The organism is Klebsiella sp. 10 (genome assembly GCF_018223925.1).
GTDB lineage: Bacteria > Pseudomonadota > Gammaproteobacteria > Enterobacterales > Enterobacteriaceae > Klebsiella > Klebsiella pneumoniae.
Window position 1 is genome coordinate 24,225 of the sequence record NZ_JAGRRB010000002.1, and the last position, 14,244, is coordinate 38,468.

The 14,244-nt window shown below is 61.4% G+C and carries 13 protein-coding genes; 5 read left to right on the forward strand and 8 right to left on the reverse strand.

The features are described 5' to 3' along the window. Positions 1-4: 4 nt before the first annotated feature. Genes KHQ26_RS03030 through ltnD form a run of 3 tightly spaced genes read right to left on the reverse strand, consistent with a single transcriptional unit; the run spans position 5 to position 2,797 of the window. Positions 5-625 carry an aldolase gene (locus tag KHQ26_RS03030; protein ID WP_002210516.1) on the reverse strand — a complete coding sequence of 207 codons (621 nt, stop codon included), beginning with the start codon at positions 623-625 and terminating at the stop codon, positions 5-7. Continuing rightward, positions 618-1,883, reverse strand: a complete 1,266-nt coding sequence (otnK, locus tag KHQ26_RS03035; RefSeq protein WP_004183946.1) for a 3-oxo-tetronate kinase — start codon at positions 1,881-1,883, stop codon at positions 618-620. Before otnK ends, KHQ26_RS03030 begins: the two co-directional genes overlap by 8 nt. 11 nt (positions 1,884-1,894) lie before the next feature. Then, on the reverse strand, positions 1,895-2,797 hold the full coding sequence (gene ltnD, locus KHQ26_RS03040; RefSeq protein ID WP_032410308.1) for an L-threonate dehydrogenase: 903 nt from the start codon (positions 2,795-2,797) through the stop codon (positions 1,895-1,897). A gap of 261 nt (positions 2,798-3,058) precedes the next feature. On the opposite strand from ltnD, the gene KHQ26_RS03045 reads away from it, so the two are divergent. Then, complete coding sequence (locus KHQ26_RS03045) at positions 3,059-3,820, forward strand: DeoR/GlpR family DNA-binding transcription regulator (protein WP_002210513.1); 762 nt, start codon at positions 3,059-3,061, stop codon at positions 3,818-3,820. Positions 3,821-3,840: 20 nt separating this feature from the next. Here KHQ26_RS03045 and KHQ26_RS03050 read toward each other — a convergent pair whose 3' ends face one another. Next, a complete protein-coding gene (locus KHQ26_RS03050) occupies positions 3,841-4,701 on the reverse strand; it encodes a broad-spectrum class A beta-lactamase SHV-11 (RefSeq protein ID WP_004176269.1) in 861 nt (286 codons plus the stop codon). Positions 4,702-4,998: 297 nt separating this feature from the next. Here KHQ26_RS03050 and KHQ26_RS03055 point away from each other — a divergent pair, with 297 nt between their 5' ends. Next, positions 4,999-5,259, forward strand: coding sequence for a hypothetical protein (locus KHQ26_RS03055; protein WP_004176262.1), 261 nt, complete (start codon positions 4,999-5,001; stop codon positions 5,257-5,259). 86 nt (positions 5,260-5,345) lie between these two features. Beyond that, positions 5,346-6,434 (forward strand): AAA family ATPase, encoded by a 1,089-nt coding sequence (locus tag KHQ26_RS03060; protein WP_020805010.1) that lies wholly within the window; start codon positions 5,346-5,348, stop codon positions 6,432-6,434. Between the two features lie 30 nt (positions 6,435-6,464). On the opposite strand, the gene KHQ26_RS03065 is transcribed toward KHQ26_RS03060, so the two are convergent. Together KHQ26_RS03065 and KHQ26_RS03070 are read right to left on the reverse strand one after the other, a co-directional pair. Then, a complete protein-coding gene (locus KHQ26_RS03065) occupies positions 6,465-7,730 on the reverse strand; it encodes an MFS transporter (RefSeq protein ID WP_004176258.1) in 1,266 nt (421 codons plus the stop codon). 54 nt (positions 7,731-7,784) lie between these two features. Then, positions 7,785-10,892: a beta-galactosidase gene (locus tag KHQ26_RS03070; protein WP_049256854.1), complete on the reverse strand. Its 3,108-nt coding sequence runs from the start codon at positions 10,890-10,892 to the stop codon at positions 7,785-7,787. A 196-nt stretch (positions 10,893-11,088) separates the two neighbouring features. On the opposite strand from KHQ26_RS03070, the gene KHQ26_RS03075 reads away from it, so the two are divergent. Together KHQ26_RS03075 and KHQ26_RS03080 are read left to right on the forward strand one after the other, a co-directional pair. Next, entirely contained in the window at positions 11,089-12,153 is a 1,065-nt protein-coding gene (locus KHQ26_RS03075; RefSeq protein WP_004183956.1) for a LacI family DNA-binding transcriptional regulator, read from the forward strand. 253 nt (positions 12,154-12,406) lie between these two features. Then, complete coding sequence (locus KHQ26_RS03080; protein WP_023328603.1) at positions 12,407-12,847, forward strand: GNAT family N-acetyltransferase; 441 nt, start codon at positions 12,407-12,409, stop codon at positions 12,845-12,847. Between the two features lie 52 nt (positions 12,848-12,899). Here KHQ26_RS03080 and KHQ26_RS03085 read toward each other — a convergent pair whose 3' ends face one another. Further along, positions 12,900-13,115, reverse strand: coding sequence for a DUF4177 domain-containing protein (locus tag KHQ26_RS03085; RefSeq protein ID WP_004205985.1), 216 nt, complete (start codon positions 13,113-13,115; stop codon positions 12,900-12,902). Continuing rightward, a complete protein-coding gene (ftrA, locus tag KHQ26_RS03090) occupies positions 13,084-14,181 on the reverse strand; it encodes a transcriptional regulator FtrA (RefSeq protein WP_020805001.1) in 1,098 nt (365 codons plus the stop codon). The genes KHQ26_RS03085 and ftrA overlap by 32 nt, the downstream gene beginning before the upstream one ends. Positions 14,182-14,244 lie beyond the last annotated feature (63 nt).

Consider the following 14,244-nt stretch of genomic DNA (forward strand, 5'->3'; position numbering starts at 1 on the left):
GGTTTTATCTCAGTTCTTTCACTTCGTCAGCGGTCAGGTAGCGGATCTCGCGGTTGCCGAGGGTAAATATCAGCCGTGCGGTCTCTTCCAGTTCCTCGGTATTGTTGGTGGCTTCGCGCAGCGATGAGCCAGTAACCACCGGTCCGTGGTTGGCCAGTAAAAAGGCGTTATAGCGGGGCGCCAGCCCGGCCAGCGCCTGGGCAATACGGTCATCGCCCGGCCGGTAGTAGGGAACCACCGGGACGTCGCCGACGCGCATCACCACATAGGGGGTAAAGGGGCGGATACAGTTGTGCGGATCGAGCCCCTGCAGGCAGGAGAGCGCGGTCAGATAGTGGCTGTGCAAGTGGACGATCGCCTTGCAGGCCGGGTTGTGCAAATAGACCGCCCGGTGAAAAGTGACCTCTTTCGACGGTTTGTCGCCGGAGATCCATTCCCCTTGCAGCGTCACCACCGACAACCGCTGAGCCTGCAGTTCGCCGAGGCAGGCGCCGGTCGGCGTCGCCAGCAGGTTGCCGTCCGGCAGCAGCAGCGACAGATTGCCAGCGGAGCCGGTGGCATAGCCGCGGCTAAACAACGAGGCGCCAATCTGCACCATTTCCTCTCGCAGTTGTTGCTCAGTCATGACGAAACTCCTGCTGGGCACGGGCAAAGAACTGGATATCGCCGAAGTTACCTGACTTCAGCGCCAGGGAGAGCGGCTGGCGGGTGTCACGCACCCAGGGCACGCCAGGGGAGATGGTCGGCCCAATATGGAACGCCTCAACCCCCAGGGTCTGCGCCACAATGCTCGACGTTTCCCCTCCGGCCACAATAAAGCGGGTAAATCCTTTCGCCTTCAGGGCGGCGGCAAGAGCGGCAAACAGCTGTTCCACCCGTTCGCTGCTGGCCTTGTCGCCATACTGCGCCTGGATCCGCTGCAGCGTTTGCGGCTCGGTGGTGGCATAGATCATCGGCGCCAGCGGCGCATCGCGCTGCGCGTCCACCCAGTCAGTCAGCGTCCTGACGTAGCTCTCCAGATCGGTAAAGCAGGCGCTTAAGTCGACGGCGCGGGCGGGGGCCTGTTGACGATAGGCCGCCACCTGGCTGTTGGTCATCACCGAGCAGGAGCCCGAGAGCACCACCGCCGGACCGGCCAGCGGCATGCCGGCCTGAGCGCTTTCCCCCCTGGCGCCATGGCGCTGCGCCCAGTCGCGGGCGAGGCCGATGGCGAGGCCGGAACCGCCGGAGACCAGCTTCATCTCCCGCAGCGCCACGCCCTGGGTGAGCAGATCCTGTTCGCTGAGGGCGTCGAGCACCACATAGCGCACCGCCGGATCGTTGACTGCCGCCAGCGCGGCGGCGACCGCCTCCGGCCCCCGGGCGACAATCGGCCAGGCAATCAGCGCGGCTTTTCCGCGCCCTTGGCGCTCAATTAAGCGGCCCAGGTGCGCATCCTCCATCGGCGTCACCGGATGGTGGCGCATCCCGGACTCATTCAGCAGTTGCTCGCCGACGAACAGATATCCCTGATAGACCGTGCGGCCGTTAACCGGCAGCGCCGGGGAAATCACCGTCCGCGTCTCACCCAGCTCGGCCAGCAGGGCATCCAGCACCGGGCCAATGTTGCCCTGCGCGGTGCTGTCGAAAGTGGAACAGTACTTGAAATAAAACTGCTGACAGCCCTGGGCCTGCAGCCAGCGCAGGGCCGCCAGCGACTGGCTGACGGCCATTTCCGCCGGGCAGGAGCGGGTTTTCAGGCTGATGACCACCGCCTCGCTGGTCAGCGGAATATCGCGGGTCGGCACGCCATTCAGTTGCACCGTCGGCATGCCGTTGCGCACGAGGAAGCTGGCAATATCCGTGGCGCCGGTGAAGTCATCGGCAATGACACCAAGCTGCATGTTGTCTCTCCTCACTGTTTATGGCCCGGCAGGGTGATGCCGTTGAAAATCTTGATCACCGCGCTGTCATCTTCCCGACCGAATCCGGCATTACTGGCGGAGGTGAACATATTCAGCGCGGTGGTAGCGAGCGGCAGCGGGAAGGTCAGCGCCCGGGCAGTGTCATTCACCAGCCCGAGATCTTTGACAAAAATATCGACAGCGGATTTTGGCGAGTAATCGCCATCCAGGACGTGCTGCATGCGATTCTCAAACATCCAGGAATTACCCGCCGCGTGGGTGACCACGTCATACATCGTCTCCAGTGGGATCCCGGCGCGGGCGGCAAGCGCCATCGCTTCGGCGGCAACGGCGATGTGCACCCCGGCCAGCAGCTGATGGATAATTTTTACCGTCGAGCCAAGACCAATGTCGCTCCCGATGCGGTAGACTTTGCCGGCCACGGCGTCCAGCACCGGCGCGAGTCGGGCAAAGGCGGCATCGCTCCCGGAGGCCATCACCGTCATGTCGCCGGCGGCCGCTTTCACGGCGCCGCCCGATACCGGCGCGTCGAGCATCAATAGCTGGTACTCCGCCAGCGCCTCGGCAATGGCCTGAGCATCGGCGGAGGCGATGGTGGACGACACCATCACGACGGTGCCCGACTTCAGATGGGCGGCGAGGCCGCTCTCGCCGAACAGGATCCCCCGCACCTGGGCGGCATTGACCACCAGCAGCACAACTGCATCCAGTTCCGCGGCGAACGGCACCGCGCTGGGGCCCGCGCCTTTGGCGCCCGCCGCCAGCAGTGCGCGACAGTTGTCGGGATTGATGTCAACGCCCCAGGTGTTCAGGCCCGCCTGCAGGCAGGCGCGGGCGGCGCCCATGCCCATTGAACCCAGTCCAATCACGCAGACGTTAGTGTGTGCAGCCATGCTGGTCTCCTTGTGAACATTAGTTAATTAATGTGATTTAATGATAGAATAAAGCGTTATCATGTGAATTTATGTGAGAGTTATCACGAATAACCCACATGAATATAAAAAATTCACAGGCGGAAAGAGGCTGCACAGCGGCGATTCTTGCCCTAAAATAGCGTAAAAAACAGCGGCAAAGCGCGATAACAACACCGGGTGTCGCCAGGGCCGTAGCCTGGGTGGTGACGCCTGGTGTGAAAAAATGGTAAGGGGAGAGCGGTGATTCCAATAGAACGACATCAGCGTATTTTAGCCCTGGTGGAGCAGCGTGGGGCGGTAAGCATTAACGAGCTGACGGAGATCCTCGGCGTGTCCCATATGACCATCCGTCGGGACGTCAGTAAACTGGAGGAGCAGGGGCTGCTGGTCAGCGTCTCGGGCGGCGTACGCGCCGTCAGCCGGCTGGCCGCGGAACCCAGTCATCTGGTGAAAAGCACGCTGCAGAGTGAGGAGAAACAGGCGATCGGCGCGCTGGCGGCGAGTCATATCGCTAAAAACAGTTGCATCTATCTGGATGCCGGGACTACCACCCTGGCGCTGGCGCGGGCGATCCTCGACCGGAACGATCTCCAGGTGGTCACCAATGATTTTGAGATAACCCAGCTGCTGATCGATGCCAGCCAGTGCGGCGTGATCCACACCGGCGGCACTCTGTGCCGGGAGAACCGCTCCTGCGTGGGCGAATCGGCGGCGCGTACGTTACGCCACCTGGCTATCGATACGGCCTTTATCTCCGCCAGCGGCTGGGACAGTCGCGGGATATTCACCCCTGATGAGAACAAGGTTACCGTCAAGGAGACCGTCAGCCAGGTCAGCGCGAGAAGCATCCTGCTGTGCGACAGTTCGAAATACAATCAGGTGGCCACGTTTATGGCGTTACCTTTGACCCGGTTCACCACCATCATTACCGACCGGCATCTTTCCGATGCCGCCGCCAGTCATATCGCCCGGCACGCCTGCGAGGTGCTGCGGGCCGGATAACGCGCGCGGCCACCGCCGGGTTAGCGTTGCCAGTGCTCGATCAGCGCCGCGCCGATCCCGGCGATTTGCTGATTTCGCTCGGCCATGCTCGCCGGCGTATCCCGCAGATAAATCACCACAATGCGCTCTGCTTTGTTATTCGGGCCAAGCAGGGCGACAATCCCGCGCGCACCCCGCTCGCCAGCTCCGGTCTTATCGGCGATAAACCAGCCCGCCGGCAGCACGGAGCGGATCAACGGTCCGGCGACCCGATCGTCCACCATCCACTGCAGCAGCTGCCGTTGCGAACGGGCGCTCAGACGCTGGCTGGTCAGCAGCTTGCGCAGGGTCGCGGCCATGCTGGCCGGGGTAGTGGTGTCGCGGGCGTCGCCGGGAAGCGCCTCATTCAGTTCCGTTTCCCAGCGGTCAAGGCGGGTGACGTTGTCGCCGATCTGGCGCAAAAAGGCAGTCAATCCTGCGGGGCCGCCGACGGTGGCCAGCAGCAGATTGGCGGCGCTGTTATCGCTCATGGTAATGGCGGCGGCGCAGAGTTCGCCGACCGTCATGCCGTCGGCAAGGTGTTTTTCGCTGACCGGCGAGTAGTCCACCAGATCCTGCTGGCGATAGTGGATCTTTCGCTCCAGCTGTTCGTCACCGGCATCCACCCGCGCCAGCACTGCGCCGCAGAGCACTACTTTAAAGGTGCTCATCATGGGAAAGCGTTCATCGGCGCGCCAGGCGGTCAGCGTGCGGCCGCTGGCCAGATCCATTTCTATCATGCCTACGCGGCCCGACAGCTGGCTTTCGCTTTGTTTAATTTGCTCAAGCGGCTGCGGGCTGGCGTGTACCGCCAGCGGCAGGGTGGCTAACAGGGAGATAATACACAGGCGAATATAACGCATAACCACAATACATCCTTGAGTGAAGGCCGATAAAGGCGAGTAAAGAAGCGACAAATAAGAATAACCCGGCGTTTTGCTGATTCACAATTCCTCTTTTTTCCTTCATCATTTGTCATCTTTTATTTCGAATAATCAATATCTAGCCCTGCCTAAGCACGCTATTTTTTGACTCAAGGCCGTGATGAACTATAAGAAAGTACTAAATACCGCACTCTGTCGGGCGTCGCTGTTTGCCGATCACCACGCCCGCCGGTCCCTGCGGTTCGCCAACGCTATATGCCATCCCGGGAGGAACTGGTGCACCCGATAATTAAGGTCATGCTGGTGGGCGGTAAGGCGGACGGGCTGTTGGTCAGCGTCGCCGATGACGCGACCGAGGTCTCGGTGACGCCTGCGCAGTACGGTGCGCTATCCGGGCAACCGTTGAGCTACCGAATTGTTAGCCAAACCATTGACGATGAACGCTATTTTTTTGGCGTTTTCAGCGACGCCCATCAGGATAGCGATAAGCTGACGCGGGTCGCCCTGACCCGTGGAATGAAAAAAATGTTCTGTTAAACCCTGCCCGAAAGGGGGCGTAAGAGGGTGTGCCGGGCGCCGCTGTGCTACTGTGGCAGCCTTCTATTTCCAGGGCCGGACGCATAATGATTCAGTACATTCGTATTCAAAATTTTCGCTCAGTGAAGGATATCGCGCTGGAGCTCGGGCCGCTGAACATTGTCTTCGGCCCTAACGGCTGCGGTAAATCCAATATTTATAACGCCATCCACCTGCTGACCGCTGCCGCTGAGGGCAGGCTTTCGGGGTTTATCAGCGAAGAGGGCGGTCTGGAGAATATGATGTGGTCCGGGGAGCGTTCGCCCCTCGATCGTCACCCCCGCCGGCTGCAAATCGCCTGCCGGACCGACAGCTTCGATTATGAGCTGCAGATAGGCTTCCCTGAAAAATTGCCCTATCCGACGCAATTCATGCTCGATCCTATCGTTAAAGAAGAGAATATCTGGCTGGCCGGCTACTCCCGCCGGCCTTCCTCCCGCGTACTGCAGCGCAGGAATCAGGCGGCGTTTCTCGTCGATGTCACCGGGGAGAAAAGTACTTTCACCGAGAGTATTTATGAAAATGAGTCGGTGTTCGGTCAGCTTGGCGAGCCGCACCGTTTTCCCGAAGTATCGCGAGTGCGGGAGACGCTGCGCCGTTGGCGGTTTTATCATGAATTCGCGATTGGCCGTCATTCGCCGCTGCGTCAGCCGGCCGTGGGTTACCGTTCGCCAGTCCTCGACAGCGATGGCCAGAATCTCGCCGCTGCCTTTCAAACCATTGTCGAGATCGGCGCGGAGGAGATTTTGCATGAAATCCTTGCCGACGCCTTTCCCGGCTGCCAGTTTTATTGTGAAAACGAGCACTCGCGTTTCGCTCTGAAAATGCGTCGCGAAGGGATCCGCCGCCCGCTGCTGGCGGCGGAGATGTCCGACGGTACGCTGCGCTTTTTGTGCCTCGCCGTCGCGCTGCTCAGTCCGCGCCCGCCGGCGTTTCTGGCGATCAATGAACCGGAGAACAGCCTGCATCGCGACATGTTGCCCGCGCTGGCCCGGCTGATTATCGAGGCCTCGCGCTACAGCCAGATCTGGCTGACCAGCCACTCGGCGGAGCTGGCGGAGCTTATCGCCGCCGGGGCGCCTTGTCAGCGCTATGCGCTGGAGAATCGCGGCGGGGAGACGCGGATTGTCGAGTGAAGCCCGTCATCCCTGACGGGGGCGCTGGAGTCAGGCGGGGCTCTGCGTCTCTGCGGTCGGCAGCAGACGGTTGCCGCCGCGTAGGGTGACGAACGAGAGCAGGGTGAAGCTCAGGGTTATGCAGCCGAGGATCAGATAGGCCTGATGGAAGCCGACGGTGTCGTACATCCGGCCCACCCAGGCGGAAAGCACCACCCCGGACAACTGTTTTGACAGATTAAAACCGATCAGGAACAGGGTGGCCGAGAGGCGCGGGTTAAAGGCGGAAGAGATATATTTAAAAGTTCCCACCAGCAGGAAGGGGATCTCAAACATATGCAGCATCTTGAGGATCACCACCTCGACTGCCGATGAGGCGAAGGACGATCCGAGAATACGCACCGACATGATCATCCCCGCGGTCAGCAGGGCGTTTTTGGCGCCGATGCGGTTAACGATGGCCGGCGCGCAGAACATGATCAGCGCGTTGAGCAACTCGCCGCCGGTGGTGACGAAGCCAAACACTTCGGTACCGCGCTGCGGACTGGCGAAAAAGCTTTTGAAAAAGTTGGCGAACTGCTGGTCAAACACGTCGTAGACGCTGGCGACACCCACCACATAGACGATAAAGCCCCAGAAGCGCGGCATACGCAGCAGCTCTGCCGCCGTACGCAGCGAAAAGGCCTGGCGATTGGCGCCCAGCGCCTCGATAACCTGGGCGCTGTTGCTGCTTTCCGGCCGCGACAGCCAGAGCAGCAGACCGAGCACCAGCGCAAAGCCGGAGGCGATCCAGAAGGTGATATTGGGATCGATGCCGAACAGCACGCCGGTTATCGAGGCGCATAGCGCCCAGCCGACGCAGCCTGCGACCCGCACTTTGCCATATTCAAAGCGGTTGGCCCGGCTGACGCGTTCGATATAAGCTTCCACCGCCCCGGAGCCGCTGGAGAAAACAATCCCCAGGTAGATCCCGCCTACCAGCGAACCAGCGATAATATTCATCTGCAGCAGCGGAGAGAAAACGAAAATAAAGAATGGCGCGAACAGAATTAACAATACCGTAATGGTCCACAGCAGATGTTTGCGCAGGCCGAGCTTATCCGACATCAGGCCGAACACCGGCTGAAAAATAATGGCGAATAACGAGATAGACGAGAAAACGATCCCGGTTTCCGTTTTAGTTAAATGGTTAACGTCCGCCAGCCACACCGGAAAAAACGGGAAGTAGGCCGACATAATGAAATAGTAAAAGAAAAAGAACAGCAGGAAATAGACGAAATTATGCCGTTCTCGTGGCGCCAGTTCTGAGAATTTCATCACCATGATCCCTTGTTATTCTGTTTGTGGGGTGGGGGCTGTCGCCCCCACGGATTAAAAGCAACGCAATGAGACCTCGTACTGCCAGCGCGTTTGGCTCAGGAGCCACTGCGGCAGCACGCTGGGGGTCCAGGAGTCATCGCCTCCCACCCCCATATGCAGGCCGTCGAGGGTGATCCACACGCCGTCTTCGGCCTGCATCTTGTGCCAGTGGTCGGTCTCCATCAGCTGACGGGTGCTCCATGGCTGAACGGAGAAGTGGAAATGACCGCTGATGTGCCAGCGCCCCCAGTCCAGCGCCTGGGTATCACAGCGCAGGCCGTTTTCCGTCGGGAAGATATAGGGGGTGGTCATCGCCGCCAGCGGCTGCTCCCAGCGGGCGAAGCAGGCGCTGCTCCGCCGGTCGGGGTAGTTCTCATGCGGCCCCAGACCCAGCCAGCTCACCGGCGCCTGCTGATCCGCCACCTGGAAGTGCAGCCCGACCCGTGGCAGCGGCGGCAGGGTTTCCGCCCGTTCGCCGTCCACCGCCAACCGCAGGGTTCCGTCAGCAGTGAAGTGCATGCGCCAGCGGCTGACAATCACTACCTCTTCGCCGCGCAGGTAGTGCCAGCGGCAGTCGACGAGGGTTTCATTTGCCAGGCGCTGCGCATCGCACTGGACGCAGTGCGCCTCAAGATCGTACAGGCCGGCGCTTTTCCAGCGCTCCACCCAGGCGTTGGGGTCGATACGCTCTACTTCGCTGACCCCGATGTCGTTGTCGAGCGGCGCGCGAATAAACTGGTCACGCAGGGGAGTCAACAGCTGCTCCTGACCGCCAACCGACCAGCGGCTCAGCAGACCCGTCCGGCGATCGATGGTCCAGCATTGCGAACCGGCGCGGATCTGCCAGACCTCGTCGCTGACGATAAGATCCGGAGCGCCGGCAGAAACGGTGGGCGCCGGCAGCGCCAGCGGGGCGGGCAGGGGAAACTGTTGCCAGGCGACGCGGTGCTCCGCTTCTGACCAGGCGGTCGCCTGGGGCTGGGTCACCTCCAGCGTCAGCCACACCGCGCGGGCGCCTTCAGGCAGGATCAGGCTATCGAGCAGCGTTATCTCGTCGCTGCCCTCAGGGGGCAGCGCCAGGGTCAGGTCGCCGTGATACAGGGGTTCACCGGCCGCCTGCACCTGCCAGCGCAGCACTTCGTTATCGGTTGGGCGGAACAGGTATTCGCTGATGATGCGCACCCGCAGCGGCGAGGTCGACAGCAGCGTGAACTGAAAATACTGCTGGGCGTGCTTCGCCTCCACCAGCGACGGATGCGGCGTGCGATCGGGAAACACCAGACCGTTCATACAGAACTGGCGATCGTTAGGCTTATCACCAAAGTCGCCGCCATAGGCCCAGCCGACGCTGCCGTCGGCAAAGGTTTTGCGGATCGCCTGGTCGGCCCAGTCCCAGATAAACCCGCCCTGCAGCCGCGGATACTCGCGAAAGGCCTGCCAGTAATCGGCGAAGTTGCCGAGGCTGTTGCCCATCGCGTGGGCGTACTCGCAAAGGATCAGCGGCCGCTGCTCACCGGGCAGGCTGATCCATTTTTTGATCCCCCATTTGGGGACCGCCGGGATCGGCTGGTCGCGTTCGACGCGGGCGTACATCGGACAGATAATATCGGTGGCGGTGGTATCCGCGCCGCCGCCCTCGTACTGCACCGGACGGCTCGGATCGTTTCGTTTCAGCCAGTGGTACAGCGCTTCGTGGTTGCCGCCGCCGCCGGACTCGTTGCCCAGCGACCAGATGATAATGCACGGATGGTTGCGGTTGCTCTGTACCATCCGGGTGACGCGGGCGCTGAAGGCTGGCAGCCACGCCGGATCGTCGGACAGCCGATTCATCGGCACCATCCCGTGGGTTTCAATATTGGCTTCATCGACCACGTACAGACCGTAGCGGTTGCAGAGTTCATACCAGCGCGGCGCGTTGGGATAGTGCGAGCAGCGCACGGCGTTAAAGTTGTTCTGCTTCATCAGCAGAATGTCCTGCACCATATCCGCCTCGGTGACCACCTGCCCGCGCAAATGATGATGCTCATGGCGGTTAACGCCGCGGATCAGCAGCGGTTTACCGTTGAGACGCAGCAGGCCATCGGCAATCTCGATGCGGCGAAAACCGATGTCCCACGCTTCGGCCTCCAGCAGTTCGTCGCCGCGCCACAGGGTGACCACGGCGCGATAACAGTTCGGGGTTTCCGCGCTCCAGTGCGCCGGCGTCGCCATCGCCAGGGAGAAATCGACCCGTTCCGCGTAGTGGCCGCGCTCATCCACCGTCGGGGTACCTAACGGCTGCCGCCCGGCGGCGATCTGCTCCTCGCCGCGCCACAGGCTAACCCCGACGCTGAGCCCGGCAAGCGCCGCCTCAGTCGCCTCGACGGTCGCCTGGACCTGCAGAGTGCCGTCGCGATAGAGGGCGTCAAGGGCTGGCGTCAACTGCACGTCGCATAGCCGTTGCTGCGGCTTATTCAGCAGCCATACCGAGCGGAAAATACCGCTCATCCGCCACATATCCTGGTCTTCCAGCCAGCTGCCGGCGCTCCAGCGCATGACCATCACGCACAGGCGGTTGTCGCCCGGACGCAGAAAGGGGCTGAGATCGAACGCCGACGGCAGGCGACTGTCCTGCGAATAGCCGACCCACACGCCATTGCACCACAGATGAAACGCCGAGTTGACGCCATCGAAAATAATCTGCGTTTGCCCGTTCTCGCGCCATGTGTCCTCAACCGTAAAGTGCAGGGAGTAGCAGCCGGTCGGGTTATCCTCCGGCACCCGCGGTGGGGTGGTGTCGATGGGATAGCGGACGTTGGTGTAGATCGGCGCGTCATAGCCCTCCATCTGCCAGTTGGAAGGCACAGGCGTGCCGCGGCAGTCCGGTAGATCCTGCGTCAACCACTGCGCATCGACGGCAAACGGGCTACGGGCGTAAGAGAACTGCCACTCGCCGTCCAGTTGACGGCGGCGGGATGAAGGTAGGTTATCGCGGGCGGCAAGCTCATCGCGCCAGCTGGCGAAAACGGGATGCGCTGGCAGGCGGTTAAGGTGGGTAATGGTCTGGTTCTGCCAGTCTTCACGGGCGAGGACGGCGTGAAAGTCAGGAGTGTGGCTGCGGCCGGTATCGCTAATTTGCATATTAAACCCCGGTAAGTCAGAAATTGTCGTTCGCTAAACAGGATGATTAACGTTATCGGGTAATTTGTTTTGTCCAGCAATCTCGGGGGAATCGAAATTAACAGACGATCACGAAAGCGGGGGCGAAGCGCTGTTTTTTGTCGCGCGTTAAACATAAAATGTTAGCGCACGACATTGTTATTGCTGAGGAGAAAAGATGCCGCGTCGTACCGCAACCCTGGAGGATGTCGCCCGCGCCGCGGGCGTGTCCCAGCAGACGGTCTCCCGGGTGCTGAACCGTCCTGAGGTGGTGTCAGCCCGCACCCGCGAGCAGGTGATCCGCGCGATGCAGGCGCTGCACTATGTGCCTAACCGCTCGGCGCAGCTGCTTGCCGGCAAAGCGGCGCCCTCCATCGGGCTGATTACCGCCTCGCTGACGCTGCACGCCCCCTCGCAGATCGCCGCCGCGATAAAGAGCCATGCCAGCCTGCATCAGCTGGAAGTGGCGATAGCGATGCCGGCGCAGGCTGATTTTGTCGCGCTGCAGGCCCGGCTGGACGAGCTGCGCGCTCAGCATATTCGCGGGGTGATCGTCAGTCTGCCGCTGGAGAGCGCCACTGCCGAGCGGCTGGTGCAAGACAATCCGGATATGGCCTGCCTGTTTCTCGATGTCTCCCCGGAGGCCGATGTCTGCTGCGTGCGCTTCGACCACCGCGACGGCTGCGGGGCCTGCGTGCGCCACCTGTGGGAGCTGGGGCATCGCGAATTTGGTCTGCTGGCGGGACCGGAAAGTTCGGTTTCCGCCCGTCTGCGTCTCGCCAGCTGGCGCGAGGCGTTGCACAGTCTGAATATTGCCCGCTCTACTACGGTGTTTGGCGACTGGAGCGCCGCCAGCGGCTGGCAGAAAACTTTCGAGCTCCTCCACCTGCAGCCGCGGATCAGCGCCATAGTGGTGGCAAACGATCAGATGGCGCTCGGCGTGCTCAGCGCGCTGGCCCAGCTCAATCGCAGCGGCAGCCAGGCGGTATCGGTGACCGGCTACGATGACACCGCCGACAGCCTTTACTTCCAGCCGCCGCTCACCACGGTGGCGCAGGACTTCGATCTGTTGGGCAAAAGGGCGGTGGAGCGGCTGATTGCCCTGATGGCGGCCCCGCAGCTGCGGATCCGCGAGCTGCTGCCGACCCGGCTCATCGTGCGCCAGTCGGCCTGGCCTGTCGCCGCCGCGGAGGACCGGCAGCAGACTCTGGCGCAGCTGAAAGCGCTGGTGGAGAAGCTTTAGCTGCTGGTCGTTGAGGCTTTATTGAAGTTGAGCATGCTAACTTCGGCAGCAAACGTAGAGAGGTAAAGCTTATCTGTCTGCGAAAAATGCAAAACACAATCTATCCATGCAAGCATTGATTTACCGCCAGTCATATGGCGGTTTTTTTTGCCCCTTCCACCCTGTACCGACTGCTTCAGTCCGGCTTTCCATCTGGCATATCCTGCCGCGGCATGCTAGATCTTGCTTCCGGGAGACGACGGGAGACAAGGTCATGATGGTGATTGAGGGTAAAGAGGCGATCGCGCGGGTGGACTGGCAGCGAGTGCGAACGATCATCGCCAAGGCCGGGCTGAATGAGCGTGATGTTCAGCAACTGGAGCAGGCGTTCCGCCAGAGTACCTTCTGCTGGTTTGGCTATGAGAACGGTCAGCTGATTGCCGTGGCGCGAGCCATCAGCGACTGCACCTGGAGCAGCTATCTGGCGGATGTGGCGATCGTCCCCGCTCGTCAGGGACAGGGCTACGGGCAACAGCTGATGCTGGCCATCCGGGAGCAACTCCTGCCCTTTGGCAAAATATTTATCTATGCGGTGGCCGATAAAATTACGTTTTATCAGCGCTTTGGCTTTGCCATGTTGACTACCGGCATGGTCTGCGCCAGCGAGGAAGGCATGCAGAAAATGCAGGAGCAGGGCTATATCCGTCAGCCCTGAAAGCTGACGCTTAGAAACGCCTGGCTTAAACGTGTAAACCAGGCGCAGGCTGTCAGAGGGGGCGTTCGAGCACGAAAAGATACGCTTCCCGCGACCAGAACAGGGCGGTACGGCGGCGCTCCACCGACATGGTTTTCACTTCCCATCCCTCACGGGTATAGCTGCTGAGAAACTGGCTCATTTTGTCAGGGTCGGCCTTGGCTTCGCCAAAAAACAGACTGCCCAGCAGCCCCTCTTTATAGATCACTACCCGACACTCTTTCTTCATCATCGACCCTCCTGGCGACCGGTTTACTGTGGCCGTCTATTGTCCGTGGCTGCGACGATTTTGCAATCGGAGAAGGCGTAAACTGTTTACGGTACTGCAGCGGGCTGAGCGCGAAGTGCTGGCGAAAATGGTGGCGCAGGGTGCCGGCGCTGGCAAACCCGCAGCGCTCAGCGATCTGATCGATGCCCATCGTGCTCTCCGTCAGGTGCTGGCGGGCGCGCAGCAGTCGTTCCTCCAGCAGCCAGCGGGCGGGCGTTTTACCGGTGGCCTCCTCAAAGCGGCGCAAAAAGGTGCGCGTCCCCATGCCGGCGCGCTGGGCGAGGGAAGCGACGGTATGGTTGGCGGCAAGATGCTGGTGCAGATAGTCAAACAGCTGACCGAGGCGCAGGCTCTCCCGGCTGCGGGCTACCGGGCGCAGGACCTGCTGCGCCTGACTGCCGTCGCGATGGGGAGAGACGACCAGGCGGCGGGCGACGACGTTGGCGGCTTCGCTGCCGAAATCTTCACGCACCAGATGCAGACAAAGGTCGATCCCCGCCGCGCTGCCGGCGGAAGTCATCAGCAAAGCATCGCCCACGTAAAGGACGTCCTCCACCACCTGGATCTGCGGAAAACGGGACTGCAGCGCCGCAGTGTAGCGCCAGTGGGTTGTCGCCTGGCGGCCATTGAGCAGCCCGGCGGCGGCGAGAACGAACACCCCGGAACAGATAGAAATAATCCGACATCCGCGGGCGTGGGCGGAAGCCAGCGCGGCGCACAGCGCCTCGGGGACCGGGGCGTCGACGCCGCGCCAGCCGGGGACCACAATCGTATCCGCCTGGGCGAGAAGTTCAGGACCGCCGTCGGTCATCAGGCGGATGCCGCCGGTGGCGCACAGCGGCCCTTCATCGACGGCGGCGACGGCGAACTGGTACCAGTTGTCGCCCATTTCCGGGCGCGGCAGGCCGAAGATCTCCACGGCTACGCCAAACTCAAAGGTGCACAGGCCATCGTAGGCGAGGGCGACCACCTGATGACGTGACGGTGTCACAGAAGGGGTTGTCAGGATGTTAGCGTTTTCTGTCATGGTTGTCGGCAGATCAGGGTGATGGGCGTCAGTAAAGTAGTGTTATCACAGACAAGGAGAAGA